This window comes from Burkholderia sp. SIMBA_062 (assembly GCF_046534765.1).
Classification (GTDB): domain Bacteria; phylum Pseudomonadota; class Gammaproteobacteria; order Burkholderiales; family Burkholderiaceae; genus Burkholderia; species Burkholderia ambifaria.
Window position 1 is genome coordinate 277930 of the sequence record NZ_JAWRYD010000003.1, and the last position, 21974, is coordinate 299903.

General features: G+C 59.8%; 19 protein-coding genes and 2 pseudogenes. 7 read left to right on the top strand and 14 right to left on the bottom strand.

From position 1 onward, the window contains the following. Positions 1-25: 25 nt before the first annotated feature. Both SB786_RS04620 and SB786_RS04625 read right to left on the bottom strand, forming a co-directional pair. Positions 26-607, bottom strand: coding sequence for a TetR/AcrR family transcriptional regulator (locus SB786_RS04620; RefSeq protein ID WP_410726397.1), 582 nt, complete (start codon positions 605-607; stop codon positions 26-28). A 96-nt stretch (positions 608-703) separates the two neighbouring features. Further along, entirely contained in the window at positions 704-1957 is a 1254-nt protein-coding gene (locus tag SB786_RS04625) for a citrate/2-methylcitrate synthase (protein WP_410726398.1), read from the bottom strand. A 215-nt stretch (positions 1958-2172) separates the two neighbouring features. On the opposite strand from SB786_RS04625, the gene SB786_RS04630 reads away from it, so the two are divergent. The 6 genes from SB786_RS04630 to SB786_RS04655 all read left to right on the top strand — a co-directional run bounded on the left by SB786_RS04630 (position 2173) and on the right by SB786_RS04655 (position 8756). Beyond that, positions 2173-3291 carry a cupin domain-containing protein gene (locus SB786_RS04630; protein WP_410726399.1) on the top strand — a complete coding sequence of 373 codons (1119 nt, stop codon included), beginning with the start codon at positions 2173-2175 and terminating at the stop codon, positions 3289-3291. Positions 3292-3302: 11 nt separating this feature from the next. Beyond that, the gene (gene dapA, locus SB786_RS04635) at positions 3303-4196 is read left to right on the top strand and encodes a 4-hydroxy-tetrahydrodipicolinate synthase (protein WP_410726400.1); all 894 of its coding nucleotides are present in this window, start codon (positions 3303-3305) and stop codon (positions 4194-4196) included. Positions 4197-4214: 18 nt separating this feature from the next. Beyond that, positions 4215-5693 carry an NAD-dependent succinate-semialdehyde dehydrogenase gene (locus SB786_RS04640; protein ID WP_410726401.1) on the top strand — a complete coding sequence of 493 codons (1479 nt, stop codon included), beginning with the start codon at positions 4215-4217 and terminating at the stop codon, positions 5691-5693. A gap of 26 nt (positions 5694-5719) precedes the next feature. Continuing rightward, positions 5720-6268: a carboxymuconolactone decarboxylase family protein gene (locus tag SB786_RS04645; RefSeq protein WP_410726402.1), complete on the top strand. Its 549-nt coding sequence runs from the start codon at positions 5720-5722 to the stop codon at positions 6266-6268. 7 nt (positions 6269-6275) lie between these two features. Next, the gene (locus tag SB786_RS04650; RefSeq protein WP_410726403.1) at positions 6276-7256 is read left to right on the top strand and encodes an ornithine cyclodeaminase family protein; all 981 of its coding nucleotides are present in this window, start codon (positions 6276-6278) and stop codon (positions 7254-7256) included. A gap of 93 nt (positions 7257-7349) precedes the next feature. Continuing rightward, positions 7350-8756 (top strand): MFS transporter, encoded by a 1407-nt coding sequence (locus tag SB786_RS04655; RefSeq protein ID WP_410726404.1) that lies wholly within the window; start codon positions 7350-7352, stop codon positions 8754-8756. Positions 8757-8811: 55 nt separating this feature from the next. Here SB786_RS04655 and SB786_RS04660 read toward each other — a convergent pair whose 3' ends face one another. The 8 genes and pseudogenes from SB786_RS04660 to SB786_RS04695 all read right to left on the bottom strand — a co-directional run bounded on the left by SB786_RS04660 (position 8812) and on the right by SB786_RS04695 (position 16876). Continuing rightward, a complete protein-coding gene (locus SB786_RS04660; protein ID WP_410726406.1) occupies positions 8812-10146 on the bottom strand; it encodes an MFS transporter in 1335 nt (444 codons plus the stop codon). Between the two features lie 102 nt (positions 10147-10248). Then, positions 10249-11427 carry a porin gene (locus SB786_RS04665; RefSeq protein WP_410726407.1) on the bottom strand — a complete coding sequence of 393 codons (1179 nt, stop codon included), beginning with the start codon at positions 11425-11427 and terminating at the stop codon, positions 10249-10251. Between the two features lie 181 nt (positions 11428-11608). Continuing rightward, positions 11609-12796, bottom strand: coding sequence for an OmpP1/FadL family transporter (locus tag SB786_RS04670; RefSeq protein WP_410726408.1), 1188 nt, complete (start codon positions 12794-12796; stop codon positions 11609-11611). A 221-nt stretch (positions 12797-13017) separates the two neighbouring features. Further along, a pseudogene (locus SB786_RS04675) lies at positions 13018-13368 on the bottom strand (SDR family NAD(P)-dependent oxidoreductase). A 123-nt stretch (positions 13369-13491) separates the two neighbouring features. Further along, the gene (locus SB786_RS04680) at positions 13492-14259 is read right to left on the bottom strand and encodes an SDR family NAD(P)-dependent oxidoreductase (RefSeq protein WP_410726409.1); all 768 of its coding nucleotides are present in this window, start codon (positions 14257-14259) and stop codon (positions 13492-13494) included. 17 nt (positions 14260-14276) lie between these two features. Next, a complete protein-coding gene (locus SB786_RS04685) occupies positions 14277-14657 on the bottom strand; it encodes a nuclear transport factor 2 family protein (RefSeq protein ID WP_410726410.1) in 381 nt (126 codons plus the stop codon). A gap of 83 nt (positions 14658-14740) precedes the next feature. Next, positions 14741-15694, bottom strand: coding sequence for a 3-keto-5-aminohexanoate cleavage protein (locus SB786_RS04690; RefSeq protein WP_410726411.1), 954 nt, complete (start codon positions 15692-15694; stop codon positions 14741-14743). Between the two features lie 138 nt (positions 15695-15832). Beyond that, on the bottom strand, positions 15833-16876 hold the full coding sequence (locus SB786_RS04695) for a homogentisate 1,2-dioxygenase (protein WP_410726412.1): 1044 nt from the start codon (positions 16874-16876) through the stop codon (positions 15833-15835). Positions 16877-17864: 988 nt separating this feature from the next. On the opposite strand from SB786_RS04695, the gene SB786_RS04700 reads away from it, so the two are divergent. Further along, positions 17865-18752 carry an IclR family transcriptional regulator gene (locus SB786_RS04700; RefSeq protein WP_410726413.1) on the top strand — a complete coding sequence of 296 codons (888 nt, stop codon included), beginning with the start codon at positions 17865-17867 and terminating at the stop codon, positions 18750-18752. A 29-nt stretch (positions 18753-18781) separates the two neighbouring features. Here SB786_RS04700 and SB786_RS04705 read toward each other — a convergent pair. The 4 genes and pseudogenes from SB786_RS04705 to SB786_RS04720 form a co-directional block, all read right to left on the bottom strand. Further along, a pseudogene (locus SB786_RS04705) lies at positions 18782-19278 on the bottom strand (transposase); the annotation flags it as partial. 127 nt (positions 19279-19405) lie between these two features. Further along, positions 19406-20578: an NAD(P)/FAD-dependent oxidoreductase gene (locus SB786_RS04710; protein ID WP_410726414.1), complete on the bottom strand. Its 1173-nt coding sequence runs from the start codon at positions 20576-20578 to the stop codon at positions 19406-19408. Continuing rightward, the gene (locus SB786_RS04715) at positions 20575-20772 is read right to left on the bottom strand and encodes a hypothetical protein (RefSeq protein ID WP_410726415.1); all 198 of its coding nucleotides are present in this window, start codon (positions 20770-20772) and stop codon (positions 20575-20577) included. Before SB786_RS04715 ends, SB786_RS04710 begins: the two co-directional genes overlap by 4 nt. Further along, positions 20773-21924: a branched-chain amino acid ABC transporter substrate-binding protein gene (locus SB786_RS04720; protein ID WP_410726416.1), complete on the bottom strand. Its 1152-nt coding sequence runs from the start codon at positions 21922-21924 to the stop codon at positions 20773-20775. Positions 21925-21974 lie beyond the last annotated feature (50 nt).

The following is a 21974-nucleotide window of genomic DNA, read 5'->3' on the forward strand; positions in this document are numbered from 1 at the left end:
AAGCCCACCCGAAGGTGGGAATCTATTACTGCAGCGCCTCGAGCATGACGGCCAGCGCGTCGTCGAGTCGACCGACGTCGGCTTTGGAGCGGGCCATGATCTGCAGACCCTGGTGCGTTACCGTGAGAAAGCGCGCGAGCTTCCGCGCATCCTTCGTACGGGGAATCGACCCATCGACCTTACCGCGCTCGATGGCACCTGCCAGCGCATCTTCGATGCCGCGGAAATCCCGTTCGACGAGCTGTTGCACCTCCTCGTCATGCGGGCCGAATTCAACGGCCTCGTTACAACTCATGCAGCCGAATGGCCGCTCATCCCGGCGCGCATGCTCAACCACCATCTCGAAGAACGCCTGAATCGACGCGAACGCGGTCGACTCGCTCGTCAGGTAACCGTCGAGCATTCGCATTCTTTCCAGCCGATAGACCTCGAATGCAGCCAAGAACAACTCGCGTTTGCTTCCAAACGTATCGTAGAGACTGCTTTTGCTCAGGCCGGTAGCCTTTAGCAGGTCGGCCAGCGATGTCGCCTCATAACCCTGGCTCCAGAACACCCGCATTGCCTGCAACAACGCATCCCTTTCATCAAATTCACGCGGCCTTGCCATCTTGTTGTCCTCAACTTGGTAATAGCATAGCTATTTCGGACCAAGTGGTCCATAACGATTTTTGCAACAGTGCGTACCGGCCCTGACAGGCATCGGTCAGCGCATGATCGTGTTGCCGACATATTTGGCGCGCGGCCTGAGCAGGAAGCCCATCGTCCGCTGCTCCAGTACGTGAGCCACCCAACCGCTCGTCCGGCTCAAGACCCAGAGCGCGGTCGCCGCCCCGTCAGGCATGCCCAACGCACGCGCCAGCACGACGAGCGCGATCGCTACCCCCAGATGTGCCTGCTGTTGCACGCGAAGCTCATCGAGAAAGGCAAGTGTGTTACGCGTGCCGGCATCGAGTTTCGGCAGCGACCGGACCAGCTCCAGTATGACGTCGGCGCGCGGATCGCCCCCCGGATACATCGGATGATTGAACCCAAAGAGGCTCGCACCATATTCCTTGACGAGGTTCTTGCGCTGTACCAGTTCTTTTGCCGACGTCGACTGCAGCAGTGCAGACTCGACCTTGTGCGTGGCGGTACCCGTCGAGAAGCCGAGATGCGAACCGATGGCAGCAGCAACACAATTGAACAGATCGGCATTCGTCGACGCCGCAATGCGAGCAGCAAAGGTCGCAGGCGCCAGTTCATTGTCGGCCAATACGATCATCGCGCCATTTAACGCATGCAACGTCTCCGGGGCCGGCTCGACGCGATTGATGCGAAGAATGAATGACGCAAGCGACTCAAACGGCTCGCGCGTTGCGAAACGACGCGGTGTCTGGAGGAATCCTAGGCAGCCTGCCATCGTCTGCATCAGCATTCTCGCGGCAGGGACCGATGCACCATCCGCAATTTCCGTCGTCCCCCTGCCCCGCATACCCAATGCCAGGGTCACCATGCCCAGCAGATTGCCGATGTCGTCAGCTATCTGCGACGTCTGATAGTGGTCCATCAGCTGCTTCACGTCGTCCGGCGTGTCGATCGCAGGCCATGCCGCGAAGTTGTCCTGCCACATCCCCGTCATCAGCAATTGGACGACCGATTCGAACGATACACCCGCACGCGCCATTTCGACCGCGGAACGAGTTCTGTACAGCGGCCCACTCTCGGATATCTGCGTAATTGCGGACGCAACCACCGGTGCCCCCCAGTGCATCGTCGACTCAGCCGCAGCCACCTGCGGAGGACGTCCGCGTTTGCGGCTGCGTACCCGTTCGACGTCGGTCCGGGAATACAAGCTCTTGCGACCGTCAGGATGCGGTGCCGTCTTGATCAGGCCTCGACTCACATACGCGTACAGCGTGCTCGCCTTGATGTTGAGGATTTCGAGCACCTCGCTCCGAGTCAACAAATCCTTACGCATAGGTCGACATATTCCTTCGACGAATTGAATCAATCAATTGTACATCTCGCCGCTCGCCCGCTTCGGCTCAACACGCCCGCGACATTCACGTATTTATATTGATTTTAATTATCAATCTTGATTGAAAGATCGCGCAAGTCTATCGTTTTCGCATGTGGACGGTGCGCCGCAAAGCGCCCGTGTCACGAATTCCATCAATGAACACGGAGGCAGTCATGCATGAGTTGAAACACGCGTTCGAACGGCGCGAGGCATCGTTTATCGACCAGACCGGAGAGCGTCCCCGAGACAATCATTACTGGGACCCTGTCGTCATCACCCGTGAGGAAATCGAAGCTGAAGTGGCTCGCCTCTCGGTCCTGCCCGTACCGGCAGACGGGCGGCGCCAGTCGTTGATCGTGCATCCCGCCGCGCGGAAAGATGCGCCGGGTCTCGCGCCTGGCATTCAGGTCATGCTGCAGGTGCTGTTGCCGGGCGAATCGACGCGACCCATGCGTCACAACGCTACCGAGGTCAACTTCTGTATTCGTGGCGGGGGCCGTACGGTCGTCGCCGGCCGCACGATCGCGTTTCGTCAGTACGACGTCTGGAACCATCCGTCTTACGTCGCGTATCAGCACATCAATGACACGGACGACGTCCAGGTCCGGCTCGTCTACTCCAACATTCCGCTACTCCAGCACATGGAGATCTATGTACCGGACTTCGACGTCTCGCTGGATGTCGAGCCGGGCCCTGCCATTACCCATGCCGACGACGATCCGAAGCGAAAGAACCCGTTCGGCACGTTCCCGATCGGGACTGATGGCGGATTGCTGATGCCGTACGAGACGCTGATCAATCCCAAGGTCGTCGAATCCAAGCCGCTCCATTTCCCGTGGGAAAACGTGAAGGCGGAACTCGACAAGCTCGCCGCGCTTGGCAGCGACTACATCGGGCGCCGGCTGTACATGATGTACAACCCGACGACCGGTCGCACGAACGGCATCACGCCGAACTTCTTCGCAACGATGACGATCCGTCCGCCGAAGATCGTCGACCGTCCGCACCGTCATGTGTCGGCCGCCATCAACTACTACTTCTCTGGCTCCGGCCACAGCATGGTCGCGGGCAATCGCTACGACTGGAAAGCCGGCGATCTGATGCTGTCGGCGCCCGGCTGGGCAGTGCACAACCACGCGTCGCATGACGAACCTGTGTACGAACTGACGATCCAGGATCAGCCGCTCAACATCTACATGGAATCGCTCCTCTGGCAAGAGAGCCTGAAGGAAGCGCCGGCTCTCCTCGGGACCCAGACCGGCTTCCAGACCAACCGCCAACAAGCAGCCTGAGGATTCAATCGATGAACAAGCTTTCTTCACTGCGCGGCTCGATGACCCCGATCGTCACGCCTTTCCGAAACGGCGAGGTCGACTACGATACCTACGCTCGGCTCGTGGACTGGCAGATCGCCAACGGCGGTCACGGTGTGCTCGTCAATGGCACAACGGCGGAACCCAGCACGCTGACGACCGCCGAGCGCAATCGCCTTGTGGACGTGGCGATCGAAGCCGCCGCCGGCCGCGTGCCGGTGATCGCGGCAACCGGTTCCCAATCGCTCGCGGAAACGCTCGAGCTGACTTCGCATGCGGACCAAGCCGGGGCCGACGGGCTGCTTGTCGTCACGCCTTACTACATCAAGCCGCCGCAACGAGGGTTGGTCGAGTACTACGCTCGGATCGGCGAGCGCACCCAACAGCCTCTGATGATTTATCACATCCCCGGCCGCGCGGCGGTGAACATGGATCTGGCGACCGTCAAGGCAATCCGGGACCGCGTGCCGAATCTCGTCGGCATGAAGCATGCCGTCAACGACATGGGTTTCGTCACTCATATGCTCGACGCGTTCGGCCCCGACTGGCGTGTGTTCGTCGGTCTCGAGGAACTGAGCTTCCCGATGCTCGCGGTCGGTGCATGCGGGTTGATGAATGCAGTCGGCAACCTCGCACCGCGCAAAGTCGCCGATCTTTGCGAGGCAGTCGACCGAGGCGATCTCGCGGCGGGCCGGAAGCTCCACTTTGACCTGTTCGAGCTGAATCTGTCCGTGTTCTTCGACACCAACCCGATTCCAATCAAGTACATGATGAAGCGCCTCGGCTTGCTGCCGACCAACGAACATCGGCTGCCAATGGTGCCGGCGACACCCGATCTCGAAAAGCGCCTCGACCACGTACTTGAACGTGCGGGTCTGATCTGAAGCCGCGGAGTCACGAACATGCCAACACACAAGCTGGCGGCTCCCGCCCTCCGGCGTCCCGATCTGCTGAGGCAAGCCGCCTATGTCGGCGGCACCTGGGTCGAAGCAGATGACGCTGCAGCGATCGATGTGCGCAACCCGGCGTCGGGGAACGTCATCGGATGCGTTCCCGACCTTGACGTCGAGATGGTGCGCAAGGGCATCGATCAGGCCGCGACCGCGCTGGAATCATGGCGGCGGACAACGGCGAAACACCGGTCGCTACTACTGCGCGCATGGCACGACAAGATCATCACGCACCTCGACGACATCGCGCTGATCCTGACGTCGGAGCAAGGCAAGACGCTAGCGGAAGCACGCGGAGAGATCCGCTATGCCGCATCATTCATCGAGTGGTTCGCCGAGGAGGCAAAGCGCATCAACGGTGACGTCATTCCGGCCCCCGCGGACGGCAATCGCATTCTCGTCGTCAAGCAGCCGGTCGGCGTCTGTGCCGCGATCACGCCGTGGAATTTCCCGGCGGCGATGATCACGCGCAAGGTCGGCCCCGCGCTCGCAGCCGGCTGCACGGTCGTACTGAAGCCTGCAAGCGCCACGCCGTTCACCGCGCTTGCACTCGCCGTCCTCGCCGAGGAAGCAGGCATTCCCGCCGGCGTAATCAGCGTCGTCACCGGCAATGCGCGCCGCATCGGCGACGAACTTTGCCGCAATCCCGTCGTGCGCAAGTTGACGTTCACCGGCTCAACCGAGGTCGGCCGGGAACTGATGTCCAAATCTGCGCAGACGGTCAAGAAGGTGTCAATGGAGCTGGGCGGCAACGCGCCCTTTCTCGTATTCGACGATGCCGATATCCCGAAGGCCGTTGCCGCCGCGATCTTCTCAAAGTTTCGCAACGCCGGCCAGACATGCGTGTGTACCAATCGCATTCTGGTTCAAGACGGTGTGTACGACGTGTTCTGCGAGGAATTCGAGCGTGCGGTCCTGCAATTGCGCGTCGGCCCGGGAACCGCAGATCGAGTCGATCAAGGCCCGCTGATCAACTCCGAAGCGATCGTGCATCTCCGTGCATTGATTGACGACGCAAACACAAAGGGGGCGACCGTTACCGTCGGCGGGAAACCGCACTCCCTTGGCGGCAACTTCTTCGAGCCGACCGTCGTTCGCAATGTCACTCCCGAGATGCGGATGTTTCGCGAAGAAGCATTCGGCCCTCTTGCCCCAATCGTCCGATTCGCCACCGAGGAGGAAGGCATCGCGCTCGCCAACGATACCGAGTACGGGCTCGCGAGCTACTTCTTTGCATCGCGTATCGACCGGATCATCCGCGTATTCGAAGCATTGGAAACCGGCATGGTCGGCATCAACACCGGTGCGATTTCCTCCGAAGTCGTACCGTTCGGTGGAGTCAAGGCGTCCGGCGTCGGACGTGAAGGTTCCGTGTACGGAATCGACGACTACCTCGAGATCAAGGCCGGCGTGCTCGCCGGTGCGTTCTGACGATCGTCTGTCATAAGGAGACAACGATGAGTAACCACATCCCACGGCTCGAGATGGAGTCCTTGCGTCCCGATCTGGCCGCCTATCTTGAACCTCGCGTGAAACGGCTCGGCTACCTGGGCGAATTGTTCAAGTGCGCCGGCAACGCGCCAGAAGTGATTCTTCAATTCATGCATTTCACAGACGCTCTGAAGGAGGCGCTTCCGGATCGATTGACGGAACTGGGCGCATTGACAGTCGCGAGCTTCATGGAGAACCGCTACGAACGTCACCAGCATGAACGGCTGAGCGTAAAGCTCGGCTTCACTCGCGAATGGATCGCGGAAATCGAACGACTCGATCCCAAGTCGGCGACTCTGTTGTCGGATGCCGAGCAAGCAGCACAGATCTATGCGATCGCTGCACTCAACGCGAGTGGTATCGGTGTTCATGAGGAATTCGAAGCCTTTGCGAGCCTCGTTTCGCCGTCGGAGGCGATGGCATTCGCAATGTTGATCGGGCGCTACGTTACCCATGCGCTCGTGGTGAACACGCTGCAACTGGCACCGCCCGTTCCTTCAATCTTCGAGGAGTAAGTACGCGATGACTTCGCCAATCTGGATTCCCGAGCAGGACGTTGTCGAGCTGATGAGCCTCCCGGATGCGATCGGAGCACTCGAACGCGGCCTTGCGATGCAGGCAAGTGGTGGTGCTAAAAACATGGTCAAAACGCATGTCGCGTGGGGTGAAAACAATCTGCATGCGATCGGCGCGGCGTTTCCCGGCAACGGTATCGTGGGAACGAAGACGTGGGCACATACGACCGGCGGAGCCTGCCCGCTCCTGGCCTTGTTCGATGCTGCAACCGGTCAGTTGAAAGCGATCATCGAAGCATTTGCGCTCGGGCAGATGCGCACCGGCGGTATTTCGGGCGTCGCGACGCGCTGGCTGTCGCGACCCGACGCGGACGTCCTGGCATTGATCGGAACCGGCAAGCAGGCACTGGCGCAACTCGCGGCCGTGGCGGCAGTTCGTCCGCTGCGCCTCGTGCGAGTGTTCAGCCCAACCCCGGAGAAGCGCCGTGCCTTCGTCGCCCGTGCACGCGAATCGTTCGACATCGAAATCGTTGAAGCAGAATCGGTCGACGAAGCCGTGCACGACGCGCCGATCATCACGACGGTCACACGAGCGAAGCAGCCGTTCCTGTCGGCGTCGCAAATTGCGCGCGGGGCTCACGTGAATGCAGTCGGCGCGATCACCGAAGAGCGGATCGAGCTTGCAGGCGACGTGTTCTCACGGTGCACGCGCGCGGTCGTCGACGATCTGGCTGGCGCGCAAAAGCTCTCGACCGAATTCGTTCGCGCATACGGCGATACCGGTCGCTGGGCGGATGTCACTTCGCTGAGCGACGTGGTCGCAAACAAACGCGGACGCGGCGACAGTGACGATATCACCGTGTTCAAGGCAATGGGCATGGGGATATCCGATCTCGCGCTCGGTACGCAGATTCTCGAACTCGCGACACGTACGGGTCTCGGTGTACCGCTGCCAACCCCGGTTCGAAAGGCGCCGCGTCTCGCGTAGCACACCGGCGATGACCGCGACACCGCAGCCTGATATGTCGCGGTCATCCAACCATCCAAGACAAGAAGAGAAATCAGAGGAAGGAGACATCGCGTGAACACTCACACTGGAACCGACAACGCAAACGATTGCACCTGGGGCGCTGACAACCCCACTCCAACGGTGCCTGAAGCAAGTTCGTCAGGCGGTCTTGATCTGTTGGCCGAACTAGGTACGGCGCCACTCGGTCGCTTCCACATCCAGCTCGGGCTACTGATCTCCCTGATTCTTCTATTCGACGGCTACGACCTCTATAACGCCGCCTATATCGTTCACGATGTCGCTGTCTCCTGGCAGCTCACTCGTACCGATATGGGATTTCTGCTGTCGAGCGGTCTGGCCGGCTTTGCCATCGGCTCAACCGCTTCCGGCTTTCTCTCCGATCGCTTTGGTCGGCGAACGGTATTGCTCATTGGTTGCTGGGCATCGGGAGCAATGAGCCTCGCGATCGCATTCACCGCGCACGATCTGGCTTCTTACATTCCGTTGCGGATCATCATGGGAATCGCACTCGGCCTTTTGATGCCCGTCGCCGTCACTTACGTGAACGAGGTGGCGCCGATGCGAGTCTCCAATTTGTTTACAACATGGTTCTTCTCTCTCGGCTGGCTGGCCGGTGCATCGTCGGCCGGATTCATCGCTGCGTGGCTGATCCCGCATTACGGGTGGCAATGTCTGTATTACGTCGGTGCGCTGATGCTGCCGATCTCCGTGATTTTTCATCTGCTGCCCGAATCTCCGCACTTCCTTGCCAGTCGTTCCCGATGGGACGAATTGAAAGCATTGATGTCGAAGATCCAACCGGAGCACGCCTCTCGCTATGCATCGTTACAACCGGTGCTGGCCGCCGCTTTGCCACGTCGGCCGGTTTCATCGTTGACGTTGCTCTCACGCGAATATCTTCCGCAGTCCATCTGTTTCTGGTTCGCCGGTGCCTTCAGCTTGTTCTCCGCGTACGGGTTGTCCGCGTGGCTACCAACGATCATGTTGCAGCGTGGCGAAGACCTATCGACGAGTTTTGCATACGGCTCGCTGCTTGCAGCAGCAGCCGCGGTGGGAGGCCTGACTACCGCAGTCATTGCCGACACACTTCGCGATCGTCGCAGTGTCATCACGGTCAGCTACGTACTCGGCGCTCTTGCGATTGTCGCGTTAGCCAATGTCAAAAGTCATCTATGGCTTACCGCCGCAGTCGCTTCGGCGGGGATGTTTGTTGTCGGCTCGCAGATCATGCTCAACAATATCGTCGCTACTTCCTATCCGACTGAGATGCGCGGCACCGCGGTCGGTGTCTTTCTTGGCGTATCGAGACTCGGTGCAATGCTGGGACCGTCTGTCGCGGGCATGATCCAACAGTGGTCGGGTGGATACGATGTAATGTTCGCCACTGTCGGTGGAACGATTCTAACGACCGCCGCTTTGGTGTTCGCGGCCGCCCCTGGAACGTCGAAGTCGCCGTGAGCGCTGCTGCAGTATCACTTCGTTTCTCCTGTACTCAGTCACGCAACGTCGTCAATCACTTGCTCATTACGGTCTCAGTCGCTGGGTGCCTGGTACGGTTCAACGCCAGCAACGCAATGGAAGCGATCAGCGCCGGAATCGCCATCAGCGAGAAGATTTGCGCGGTGGACAGGTGCAAGCTAAGCATGATGCCACCCACGATGGATCCGATGAAAGCGCCCACCCGACCGATCGCCGACGCCCAACTGACTCCGGTCGCTCTCGCCGGCGTCGGGTAACACGACGCCACCAATGACGGAATGATGCTTTGCGCGCCACCCACCGATAACCCGAAGCAGACGATGAGTGCAGTCAGTGTAGTTGCGTCATTCGACATCCCGACGAGCCAGACGAAGACCGCACCTGCTGCATAGGCAGTGCCCAGTACCGTCTCTCCGCGAATCTTGTCCATCGCGAAGCCGAGCATCAGCATGCCGGCCGCACCTGCCAGCAGGAAAATCGACGATACCGTGGCCGCGCGCTGGGTAGCCATCCCCGCACTGCTGAGAATAAGCGGCAACCAGCTGCTCATCAGATAGAACAGGAACAGGCTGCAGCAATACGTAACCCAAATCAGCACCGTCGTCGCGATCAGATCTTTCCGGAAAAGCGATGCGACCGACATGCGCTTGGAAGCGGCGGTATCGACGTCACGGTGAATCAACCTCCCCGCGAAGCCCGGAACGATTCGCTCGACGACTGCGCGAATCCGCGATTCGTCGACATCCTTGACGACCAGGTAGCGCAGCGATTCCGGCAGAAACGCAATCAGCAGTACGCACAGCAGTATAGGCAACGCCGCGCCGAGAATCATGACGCCGCGCCAGCCAAAGTGCGAAACCAGATGGGCAACAGCTTGTCCGGAGGCCGCCCCGCCAAGCGTGAAGCCGATGCCCGCCCAAGCCGTCATCCGTGCGCGCATGTTGGTCGGCGCAAATTCGGCCAAGTGCGTCAGGGCGATCGGCATCGCGCCGCCCAAACCGACTCCTGTCAAAAAGCGAAGGGCGATCATCGTCCTGACGTTATCGACGAATGCCGCGCCGAGCGTCGTCACACCGAAAAATGCGACGGCGGCAACGATTACCGGCTTGCGTCCATATCGATCCGCCAATGGTCCGCAGATCAATCCGCCCACCAGCAGGCCCGCCATGCCAAATCCGAATATCGGTGCGAGATCGGCTGCCGATAATCCCCACTCCGACTTGATCGCCGGAGCCAGAAACCCGATCACGGTCGCATCGAAACCGTCCACCAGGCAGAACACAAAGATGAGCGCCACCACCGCCCATTGCAAGCGGCAGCCTTTCTGGGCGTCCAGGAACTCCCGAACATCGATTGTTTCGCGGTTCATGTCTTCTCCATTCCTTCACTACTGAGTCTGCTCCACACGGCCGCCCATGTCATGGTGACCGCAGGTCATTTGCTTCGTATAAGCCGTACGTGATCGAGCGCGTCAGAAGCGATGTCGAATCCCGATTTGCGCAGCAGTCTGGCGGTTTGACGACGATGCCGACACAAATGCCAGCGCAGCCACTGCAGGTTTACCCGTTGAGTCCATTCCGTTTGCGGATTGCGTAGCAAAGACCGCGTATAGCGAAGTCCGCTTCGAGAGCGAATAGTTGATCCCCAGATTCAGTTGCCGGTATCGCGCACCACTGATCCCGCCGACCGACCCCACAGTGGTGTAATGGAAAGCGATTCCGGCCAACAGGAAGGGAGTGACGTTGATCGCATACCGTATCTCCGCATTTTGCAATCTCGCGTTACCACCCTGAGTCGGACTACCAGCAACATGGAAGGCCCCGAGATCATCGAAGCGCGTGTACGAATACGAAGCTCCGATCGTACTCGAGCCGATCGTATAGTTCGCGCCCGCGGCAAATGTCTCTTGCCTGTTCGCTGTCGCGAATCCGCTGATCGCCGGGGAGGCGCTCAATCCGTTCGTGAAGCTCGTGGTTGCCCCCGAAATCGCAGAGCCACCGTAGAAGACTGTATTCGGACTATTCACGTTGAAATAGCCCACTCCGATACTCAGTGGCCCTTTCGTGTAGTCCGCGCCGGCGGTCCAAATGCTGCCGCGCGAGAAAGCCCCGGGAGTGCCTCCGAAACTATAGGCAGCGCCGAAAGACAAACCGTTGAACGTAGGGCTCGAGTACTTGATCGAGTTGTCCATTCGGCGGCTGTTACATAAATTATCGATGTCGCCGGGATGACATGCAAACGCACCACCCCAGATTTCAGAAATCATGCCCAAATAGGCGAGGTGATCCACGACCATGTCGTACTGCCGTCCGAAGGTTAGCTTTCCATACGGATTTGCCAAGCCGACATAGGCCATTCGGCCAAACTCGCGCCCTCCCTGCAATGCTGCGCCACTGGATCCGTCGAAGCCGTTCTCGAGAACAAAGATGGCCTGGGTGCCCCCGCCGAGATCTTCTGCTCCACGCATGCCCCATCTCGACCCGGATAACCATCCGCTCGATGACTGGTAGAGATGCCCTCCATGGACGTTCGTCGCGGCCAGCACGCCTTGGTCAAAGACGCCGTACAAGGTCACTGAGCTCTGCGCATGCGCAGCGCCGATAGTTCCCGCAAGGCACATTGCAAGATTCCATTTACGACCATTCTTCATCTCCGCTCCTGTTCGCGTCGACATCGGACGCCGCAGCGACGCCGCCCGTGCCCGCTGTCAATTCTTTTGATTGATTCACAACCGCAGATTCGACAGAGTTACGTTGTCACCTCAAAAGACAAGGCACGACCTCGCTTACGATATGTCGTCCGTGCATCTGTCGTTTCGGCTTTGTCTGCCGTCAGAATTTCCTTGTATAAGTGAACGCGACGAAGTTGTTCTGACCAAATGAGTTGATTCTGGCACTGAGACCGGTCCCGTTCACTTGTACACGCGGCGAAATTGCGTACGCAAACGACAGTTCCGACTGTTTGCTCACGCGGTAACTCGCACCAACCGTGTAGGTACGCTTGAGTGTCACGGGAACAAGGAACGTGAACGCCGTATTGGCCGGTGTCACGGGCTGGTTCGTGATCTCGAAGCCTCCCCGCAGCGTCAACTTGTCGGTCACGTCGTACTGCACGCCAAAGCGGTAAGCGTTGATATTGGTCAGGCCGAATCCCGCGCCGTTCGCAGCACCGAGCGGAGCAGAGAAAGTGACTGGATTGCCGAGCACGTGCGTGCCGCCATAGTTGAAACGGATCCAGTCGAATCCGAGCAGCCACTTCGGCGTCGGACGAAAGACGATGCCGATACCGTACTGTTCCGGTTCTTCGAACCGTCCTCCGTCGGCGAAGATGTGTTCGTATTTGTGCCAGGGTGTGTACCGGATCTTTGACGCGTAGAACGCCCCCATCGACAGCTGAGATGTGATCTGGCTCATCCAGCCGATCTTGAAGCCGTATCCAGGCGTCCAGTTACGACCCTGGTTCGACTGTCCGGTTTGAGCCTCGATCCCCTCGACGTCGATGGTCGACAGTGCCCCGACCACGGACAGCGCAATTGCATGGTTCCTTTGCGCACCGAAGCGATACGCAACGGTCGGTGCCACGTGCATGAAGATGCCCTGTGCAAACGTGTTCGAATTTCCCGGAATGCCGCGGTACGGTGCTCGATAACTCATCGCCGCGCCCGATGCCCAGGACGCCACCCCGAATACAAGCGACGGAGACAATGACTTCACATAACCGAACTCGGGCATCGGCGTGATGCCGGTCCGCGCCTTGTACGTCGTGCCATTGTCTTGTGCGCCTCCGTGGATGACGAACAGACCACCACCGATTTCCAGCCGATCACTGGTAAACGCAATACCAGCCGGGTTCTCTGCCGGCGCCAGCGCCGACTCTCCGGTTGCGATGCCCACCCCTCCCATCCCTTGCTCACGCGTGCCGTATCCGGTCGAATAGATGCCGGTGCTTGCGACACACACGTTCGCCATGCCGGCTGAAATCACCAAGGCTAGCGAAATGACTCTACGCTGTTCCATCATGTCTCCATTACCTTATTCGCGGCTTGATCCACTTCGCGAAATACCGCGCTTCTGGACTACTTTGTTGTTTTACTTTGTCTAATTCGGATCAATCCGACCATGCCTATAACTATGTAATCCTTATTATTTTATCGGCTCCCTCCTCCTTGCTATTAAGCTGACGCGACGATCAACTATGGTCCTTCTGCCATCCTGCGGCGACGCGGGTTAAAGGTTATTGATCACCACGCCGTCATGCCGCCGTCTACCCGGATGTCAGTTCCAGTAATGAAAGAGCTTTCATCCGACGCGAGAAACAAAGCCGCAGCCGCAACGTCTTCCGGCTGCCCCAATCGTCCCAGCATGATCTTCTCGAGCATTGGCTTGGACAGATCCGGCTCCGACAGGAGCATCCGCGTCTAGTTGGTTTCGATCAGACCCGGCGAGATCGAGTTTGCACGGATACCGTTCAAACGCCCCTCCAGCGCGAGCTGACGTGTCAGCGAGACAACGGCGCCCTTTGCTGCCGTGTGAGCCAGTGCCGGGAGTGTCGGATAGGTTTGGTATGCAGCGCACGACGCCGTGTTGATAATCCATTACTGCCGCCCGTACCAGTGATGACACACACCTTCCCTGCCAACCGGCCCTTACCTACTCCCTGACTCATCATTCACTCCTGCAGTGTTGCTGGTGTGTTGGCAGCGCATCAGCATGCGTTACATAGCGAGGAAGCCACCGTCCACGGCCAATTCAGCCCCAGTAACGAACGACGCTCGATCCGAAAGCAGCCACACTGCGGCCTCCGCAACTTCTTCCGGGGAGCCGAGACGTTTCATTGCATGGCGTGCTTCCAGCCGCGGCAGCAAATCGGCGAACGCCGGGTGCGTGGCGAGCGATTCGACCATCGGTGTCCGAGTAACGCCTGGAAGGACTGCATTCACGCGTATCCCGTGCGTTCCGTAGTCCACAGCAGCGCCCTTCGTCATCGCGAGTACCCCTCCTTTCGAGCCGCAATATTCGGCCGCTCGCGGCACGGCAACGCGCCCCAACGAAGAGGAAACGTTCACGATCGCCCCTCCTCCGGACTGCAGCATGGCGCGAATTTCATGCTTCATGCAGAAGAACACGCCGTCGTAGTTGACGCCCTGAATGCGGCGCCACTGGCCCTCCGTCAGTTCGTGCAGAAGAAGGTTTGTCTGGGAGAGGCCGGCGTTGTTGAAAGCACCGTCGAGCCGCCCAAACGCCTCGATCGCCGACAGCACCATCATTTCGACTTGGCTCTCGTCAGCGACATCCGTCTGAATAAATACCGCATTACCGCCACGCTCGGTAATCGCCGAGACCGTGTCTCGCCCTGCCACGATACTAATATCGGCCACCGCAACCGACGCCCCCTCGGACGCACACTTGATCGCCGCAGCGCGTCCTATTCCGGTTCCGCCGCCAGTAACGATGATCGACTTTCCTTCCAGATCCCGTCGCATTTCGAACCTCCCGTGTATCAGCTCGCGAACAGCGGCGAGACGTCAACGTAGATGAGATACTCGGCAACGAGTTGACCGCGCATACGCCAGACCGTCATAGCAGGAACGGTCAGCTTCGTCTGGTCCTTGCGTGTGTAGGTCACGTTCATTCGCGAGACGATCACGTCGTCGCACTGCCACACTTCGACGAGGTTGTGCTTGATACCCGCGATGAGCGCCATGAAGCCTGCCACGTAAGCCGCAGCCTCATTACGCCCGACAACCGGCTCACTGTTGGCGTAAACGAACCGGCAGTCTTCAGTCAGAAAGCTCGCGAACCGTTGCTCGTCCATCGAATCGCACACCTCATACAGGGATGTTGCGAACTCGAATGCCGTCGTTGCCGTATCGGTAACCATGAATGTCTCCTGGGATTAATGAAATACTGTTGTATCGATGCCGCGGGCCGACCACACGATGTCATCCCGCGACGTCCGTGAAGTTAGGCCTTCGCCGGCTTGCCGATCAGCTCCCGATACTCGTTCGCGGTCGCCGGCGTGCGTCCGAGCATGCCCGCGATATCTTTCGCCATCTGGAACATTTCCAGGTTGTCCTTCAGGCGTTCATCGCTGTTCGGGTACTTCCACGGCGTGTCTTCCGTGCCGACCCGGATGTGCAAGCCCAGCATCGTTGCCAGCGTCGTCATGTACAGACTGGCTCGCCCGGCCGCGCATACGGTGATGACGGAGGTCGGATCGATCTGACGGATCTGATCAACCATCAGGAACATGTGGCGCGTCATGTCTTGCGCGTTGCTGACCCAGGTGCCCGATACCAGCGTGCGACCGACATTGAACGGCAGGCCATAAAGAATCAGCCAGTTGTACGGCTTGGTCAGGATGCCGGTATCGATGAATCGACGCTTTGCGAGTTCGATTTCACCCGAGCTGTGTACCGCGAGCTCCGGCTTCACGCCAGCATCTTCGAGCGCCTGCACTGCCGGCACGGCAAACGCTTCCGGATGACCGGGTGCACACGGCGCTACTTCTGCAAGGCCTTCCCGAGCCGGGCTTACGCAGACGTCGAAACTCGTACCGTTCAGCACGTTGAGATTCGAAACGAACGCATTCCCGAAGCGTGCGCGCAGCGGTTCCAGAACCGCCGAGTAAGCTTCGACCGGCGGAAGATCGCGATCGAGACGCCGCCCCTTATCATCGGTCACCCACGTGAAATCGATGTGGATACCGCACGCGCCAGCTTCGATCACTCGCGATGCTTCGTCGACGTAGTTCTGGATCGACGTAGGCTTACCGTCGTCGAATCGCCCAGCGACGGCGACATTGATCGCGATCTTCGGCGACACGTCCCACTTGGGCTGCGTTTCCGCTTCGGCCACAAAGTGATAGTTTTCCATTTCGCGCTTGGCGGCTTCCCACAGCGGAAGTTTCTCGATCATGGTGATTCTCCTTCTCAAGTTTCAATCCAGCATTGAGGAATGCGAAGTTGCCTCTAGCCTTCATCGTTAAGCCGATCTACGGCGGATCCAATCCAATCGGATACTGTCCGGCGGCGACGGCTTGCGTCGCACCACTACTTATTTGTGTACGCTCGGATGCGGACCGTATTCACCCGTTTCCATCAGTTCCGAAGCCGCGATCGCTTCCGGCGTCCATCGCAACGTTGCGCGAGTTTCCAGCAGCCAGGCGAGGTAGCCTTCCGGAACATTCTCGGACGGCCCATGATGGACGACGCCCTTCGGCACCCACGTGAGCGTTCCGGGTTCGGCGCAACCTCCCCAGGCACCGGGTCCGCGCACGTAGCAAACCATTTCGTCGAAGTCGGCGTTGATATGAACAGGTGGCCGATTCGTGACCCGTGCACTGAGAGTGAACATCAACAGCTCACCGTTTTTAGACGAAAGGAATGCACTAGGCGGCCCGCCATCCGGCAAATAGGTGAGAACCTGGATTTTCGCCAGATTCAGCTTCCAGACGGGGACGTTTGCCGACATCCGGCCACTAACCGCAAGCGGATCATGGGGCAGCGTATACACCGTCTGCTCACCATCCGCGGTCTTCAAAACCAAACGCGTCGCCCCACCCAGCGGAATATCGGCGCTGATCTCGGCATGCTTCACGTCGCGAGCGAAGTTGACCATGCCAAACGGCGCGGGTGGTGTGAGATTCAACGCCGAAGGGCTTTCGATGATCAAGCTGCGCATCGCGGCACCGACCGGGGTGAATCGATAGGCAACGGCGCGCGGGATGCAGACAAAATCGCCCTCTTCCGCCGTCAGGGTGCCAACGTCTGTGTCGAACCTGACCGTTCCCGTCTGAATGAAGTGGATTTCGTCGGCCTCGGCATTGCGAACCACGAACGGCATCGCTTCGCGACGCCCAGAGACCAAGATGCGCACACCGAGCTTCGACGTCGCGACGACAGAAGGTAGCGCATCGACATCATCTCGGTCGCGCGGCGCCATGCGATCCAGTACCGAGCGGCGTGGTGCGTGTACCCCTTCAACCGAAATATAGTCAGGTCCGTATGCCGGACGCGCTACGACCGACAGCGGGCCAGCAAACCCTTCACGCGTCCAGAGTTGCGGAGCAGGCTTACCGACTTTCGTCTCGTTTGTCATTTTTTGTCTCCTTGATCTATTAATTCACGAATTGCTCATTCAGTGATTCGTCTCGCCCGATCGATGTATCGATTCCCATTATGAGTATCTGAATGGTGTGTTGAATCGCTGATGGGTCGATAGTCATCCCCAGTCACATCGGAACGGTTTCGTGTATTTATGTGGCAACGGCGATTCGTAGCCGATCGCGCATGCGCAAAGTCAGGGTCCGCTGCATGGCCGGATCGCTCCAGACAAATATCCGAGGCACGTGCTGCCGGGCCGCCGTGATCGATACGGAGCCGCCCCCGTACGAGAGCCAGCCGAATACTTTGGAAGCGGGAGTGGCAATCGCGTCGGATCTCGAGGTTGCCGTGGATCCATGCGGCAGTTCCTCGTCCGACGTAATCGGGTCAGCGGCACCCCGGCGCGGCAACTGCGCGGTTGCGGGACAGCACTCCCCATTTCGAATTCGTTGAACATGGGCTCTCGCGCCAACGCATGGGCTGTCGCGGCACCTTGAATTCGTGTGTCAATTGATGCGGCTGCCGACGAATGCGGTTGGCGGTGCGCCAAGCATCGCCAACTTTGTCTCCTGTCCATCTTCGCCTCCTGATTGGGCGCATTTACTTGTAAGCCAGTGTGCTCCCGCTCTCTGCGTTGAAGTCACACCGTTGCTTTGGGACCCAGCGGTGTTGCTCGCTGCGAATGTCCACATGACAGAAATCATTTTCTGCAAGAAGACATGAAAGGTCAAGAACTTTGAGAAATGATTTCTTCTATGCAGAAAATACGATCTAAGCTGAGAACGACGGCTGAAGGTGAAACCGGGCGTTGCATCAGCAGAGCCCCGATACGACCCCGATTAGACTAAGTCTACATCTCATTGATTTTATTGGTTTTTTTAATGATATTTCCTGCAAGCGCATCGCCTCGTTGACGAACTAGCTGCTCGACGTATATGTTTCCTGCAACGGGGCACAACGCTCTTCGAACTGGATTCTTCCCTATGTCTGATACCGCAAGCGCCACGCGCAAGCCTCGCAAGACCGACAAGGTTTCCGCCTTGCAGAAAGAGTTGCTCGAACAATCTGCCACTAGTGGCGAACTTACCGATGAAGTAACGTCCCCCACGTCGTCTGCGCCTCGATACATGCTCGAGTCCGTCAACAACGTGCTGCGGCTCCTGCTCATGTTTCGGCGCACCAATCAGATTCGCCTTTCTGATGCCAAGGAAGAACTCGGAGTTGGGCACTCGACAGTGCATCGACTATTGGCAATGCTCGTCTACCACGGGTTTGTGACTCAGGACCCCGTGTCGCGGATCTACAAACCCGGCAACGCGCTTGTCGAGGTTGGCCTCGCAGCAGTCCAGCGGATGGATATTCGAACGATTGCCCGTCCGATACTGGAAGAACTGGCGTCCGAAACCGGAGAAACAGTTCAGTTGGCTCTTCTCGAAGACGGCAACGTACGCTACATCGACGCGATAGAAAGCAATCAAGCGCTTCGTGTGTCGGTGCCGGTCGGAAACATCTTCGCTGCGTACGCATCCAGCGCGGGCAAGGCGATGTTAGCGGAACTGCCCATCGAGGCCGTGCGGACGCTGTATCCTCGCGACCCTCTTCAATCCTTCACGGGCAGCACGATCACCCAACGGCTGGCTCTGGAAGAAGAGCTCGACGAAGTGCGTAAGCGGGGCTATGCGACCAACTTCGAGGAAAGCCAGTCGGGCGTGTGCTCAGTGGCTACCGCAATTCGCCACCCTACTCGCGGTCCCGTTGCGGCATTGGGAATCTCGACGCCAGTTACGCGAATGAATCCGAAACAGGTTCGGCGTTTGTCGGAACTTGTGATGGCCGGAGCGGAACGCATCGCACGCAGCGTGGTGAACTGATGCGCATTGTCCGATTGAACGATTGTTGGGCGCGTCTGCTCCAGCCTCACCACGTCGAACTTGTTCTTGTTCGCGTTCGCCTTCAGATGCGTGCTGTCCTGTACAGCCCCCGACCGTCGACCAGCCCGCGCTTCATTGCTTGCCGCACGAACGCGTCGAAGATCTCCTGATACACCGCCGTGTCCGTGAAGCGCCGCCGGCGATTCTGCGAGAACGTCGAGGCATCCGGCACCTTGTCGGTCAGCCGGAACCGGGCGAACCAGGGATGGCGACATTGACCTGGACCCCGCGCATCAGTGGCCGCTCGCTGCGTACTCCGAACAAGTAGCCGATGAACAACAGTTTGAACATCACCACTGGATCGAGCGCTGGCCGCCCGTTGTCCGCACAGACAGATGCGCCACCGTTGGATGAATTCGAAATCCAACGTCGCGTCGATCTGGCGCAGCAAGTGGTTCTTCGGCACGCGTTCCTCCAGCGTCACCCTCTCGAGTTCGTGCTGCGTGGGCGTCGGCGTTTTCGGCATCATGCGATCAAAAAAAACCCTCGCACTTGGCGAGGGTTTGTCAGCAGTCTGGCCCGGCAAAGCCGGGCCAATGAGTTTGAGACACAAGGAGAATCCCGCCCACCCCAGACCGGGCGGTCACGCCGCGCTACACGACGTTCTTTTCGACGATCGGCCGGTTTTCGAGCACGCGCTCCCAGCCGAGCGACGACAGGTCGAGCGATTCATACCGCCCGGCCAGAATCAGTTCACTCACCCCACGCCCGGTCGCGGGCCCCTGTTGCAGCCCGTGCCCGCTATAGCCGTTCGCGAACACGACGTTATCGAGCTCGGGGTGATACCCGATGATCGCATTGTGATCGAACACGTTGTACTCGTAGTACCCGGACCAGCAGTTCTCCACGCGCAGCGCTTCGAACGCCGGCACGCGATTCGCGAGCGTCGGCCAGATCACCTCGTCGAACAAATCGTGATCGACCTCGTCGAGCGGCAGATCGTCGGGATCGCGATCCGGGCTGGGCGACGTCCCGCAGATATACGTGCGCCCTTCCGGCCGGAAATACACGCCCGTCGGATCGATCAGCAGCGGACAACCGGCGAGCTGCGCCGGCGACGACACGTTGAAGATGCTGCGACGCCGCGCATACACGGGAATGTCGATGCCCATCATCGACGACAGCGTGCGCGTCCACGCGCCCGCCGCGTTGACGAGCGTGTCGCATGCGTAGCGCTCGCCGTCGCTCGTCATCACATGCGTGACCTTGCGACCGTCGCGTACGACGCCGGTCACGTCGGCCGGCACGTAGCGCGCACCCAGTGCCTGCGCCTTCTTGCGCAGCGCCTGCACGAGCCCGTAGCCGTCGAACCACCCTTCGCCGCTTGCGCCATAAGCGCCCGACACGAGATCGTCGACGTTCAGCCACGGAAACTTCGCGCGCAGCGCATCGCGATCCATCAAACGGATATCGGCGCCAAGCTTCGTCTGCAGCGCATGGTTCTCGCGCAGCGTCGCATCGCCTGCCGGCGTCGCGAGGAACAGGTAGCCGCCTTCATGCAGATCGATCGACGGCCGCGTGCCGTCGACTTCGAGCCGCTCGCCGATCGTGCGCAGGAAGTCGATCCCGAACAGCGACATCTCGATCGACAGCGGCGTCGAGAACTGCTGGCGAATCGATGCAGCCGACAGCGCCGACGACGACTTCGCATAGGTAGGATCGCGTTCGATGACGGTCACGGACACCGTCGGATCGGTAGCGCGCAGGAAATAGGCGATCGAGCTGCCGATCACACCACCGCCGACGATGACGACTTGAGAACTCACGACTGACTCCAGTTGCACGTGAAAGGCGCGGCCAGCCGGCCGCGCCCGAAGATTGTTCGTGCCGCGTCGCGCGCGGCGCCGTGCGTGCGGACCGCCCGGCGAATCGCCCCGACATGCGCGACGATCGGATCCGATCGCCGTGGGTATTTCAGCACGTCCGGCGTCGCCGCGAAAGTCCGCGCGCGTTCGGGCATTCAGTCCGCCGTTTGCGTGGTGACGGGCTGCCACGCGGCGTTCTTCACTTCGTACAGCGTCGAACTCGGGTTCTTCAGGTCGCCCGTGTTCGTGAACGCGATCGTGCCGGTGATGCCGTCGTAGCGCGTGCCCTTCAGCGCGCCGTTGAAATCGGCCGGCTTCGTCGAGTTCGCCTTCTGCATCGCGTTGATCGCGATCCACGTCGCGTCATACGCGAACGGCGCATACGCGAGCATGTCGACGCCGTACTTCTGCTTGAATTTCGTTTCGAACTGCTTGCCCTTCGCGAGACGCGCCAGCGGCTGACCGTACTCCCACACGGACGCGCCTTCGGCCGCGTTGCCGGCGAGTTTGATGAAGTTCGCGTTCATCACGCCGCCGCCCGCCAGGAACTGCGCGCGGATGCCGAGCTGGCGCATGCGCTTGACCAGCATCGCGGACTGCGCGTCGAGGCCGCCGAAGAACACCAGGTCGGCGTTCGTGCTCTTGATCTTCGTGAGCTGCGCGCTGAAGTCGACGGCCTTGTCGTTCGTGAATTCGCGCGCGACGATCGTGCCGCCATTCGCCTTCGCGGCCTTCTCGAACTCGTCGGCTTCGCCCTGGCCGAACGCGGTGCGGTCATCGATGATCGCGATGCGCTTCGCCTTGGTCACGCTCGCCGCATAGGCGCCGGCGTTGCCGGCGTTCTGCGCGTCGGTGGCGATCACGCGGTAGACGGTGCCGAGGCCGGCACGCGTGATGTCGGGATTGGTCGCCGACGGTGTGATCATCGGAATGCCGGCCTTCGCGTAGATCTTCGACGCGGGCAGCGTCGTGCCCGAATTGAAGTGGCCAATCACGACGGCCACTTGCGCGTCGGTCAGCTGCTGCGCGGCCTGTACGCCGATGCGCGGATCGCTCTGGTCGTCCTGCGACGCGACGACGAACTTCACCGGCTTGCCGCCGATCGTCGTATGCGCGGCGTTCGCCTCGTCGACGGCCATGCGCACGCCGTTCTCGATGTCCTTGCCGTAGGCAGCGCCACCGCCAGTCAATGGCACGGCCACACCGACCTTGACGACCGTTTCCTGCGCGTGGGCCGCGCCGGTCTGGAACGCGAGGATCGCGGCGGTCAGTGCAATGCCGGAAAGCGAACGAATGCGGAACGTCATCGGCCAATCCTTCTTGTGTGGGTCGGGTGCACCGCGCGACCATCGCGCGG